Source organism: Marinobacter iranensis, from assembly GCF_029207565.1.
Classification (GTDB): domain Bacteria; phylum Pseudomonadota; class Gammaproteobacteria; order Pseudomonadales; family Oleiphilaceae; genus Marinobacter; species Marinobacter iranensis.
Map to the genome: position 1 here is coordinate 1 of NZ_JANCMW010000139.1, position 274 is coordinate 274.

Genomic DNA, 274 nt, shown 5'->3' on the forward strand with positions numbered 1-274 from the left:
CGACCGAGGCGGGGATCAACGAAGCGATCGACACCGCGATGGGCGACGCGCGCGAAGTGATCGAGACGCGCATCAACGCGCTCGGCACCGTCGAGCCGACCGTGGTGCGCGAAGGCACCAACCGCATCGTCGTGCAGGTGCCGGGCCTGCAGAACCCGACCGCGCTCAAGGCGCTGATCGGCCAGACCGCGGTGCTCGAGTTCCGCCTGGTCGACGTCAACGCCGATCAGAACGCGGTGCAGCGCGGCGAAGCGCCCGCCGGCGACGTGATCAT

General features: G+C 69.7%; 1 pseudogene. It reads left to right on the plus strand.

Annotation, left to right across the window (positions count from 1 at the left end):
* Window positions 1-274 (plus strand): annotated as a pseudogene (locus NLU14_RS21780) (hypothetical protein); the annotation flags it as partial.